At 46.7% G+C, this 553-nt stretch carries 1 protein-coding gene; it reads right to left on the minus strand.

What is annotated here, in order from left to right; genetic code table 11:
• A partial coding sequence (locus EAO38_RS08965) for a hypothetical protein (protein WP_162982764.1) occupies positions 1-194 on the minus strand: 194 nt, incomplete at its 3' end.
• Positions 195-553: the final 359 nt, after the last annotated feature.

Consider the following 553-nt stretch of genomic DNA (forward strand, 5'->3'; position numbering starts at 1 on the left):
TCTAAATCCTTTTCTAGCCCCTCGGTGTAGATCAACAACGCCTTCACATACTCCAATAACCCTAAATCCTTTGCCGGTCTAACCGGCTTGACAATGTTACAAGGCGTGGGCACATAGACATCTTTATAGACCACCCTAGGCGCGCACGCGCTCAAAAAAAGGCCTAGCATGAACATACTCACCCGTGTGTGCATGTTAAGGCTTGGAAAAAAACCAGATGCACGCAAAACCTAGCGCGAACATCACGATGGAAAAAACCCATGTTTCCATTATCTCCTCCTACAGCGCGCAAATATGTAGACAAAAGCCAAAAATAAAGCAAGTCTTCTTAAACCCATTCTTCTTTAAAGTGTTTGGTAAGGACTTTCTAGCCCCTATTTTACGCCCACTCCTTTCTAAAATGTAGAGCTCTACAAACGGGCTTAAGCTAACTTGCTAACGCCTAAAGCTCCCACTCGCTAACGGGCTTAAGCATACTGCTTCAGCCCCGGCTTGTGCTCGCTAACGGGGTAAATCTTGCTTGCCAACGCCTAAAAGCTCGCCCTCGCTAAGG

Source organism: Helicobacter vulpis (assembly GCF_003660395.1).
Lineage (GTDB): Bacteria > Campylobacterota > Campylobacteria > Campylobacterales > Helicobacteraceae > Helicobacter > Helicobacter vulpis.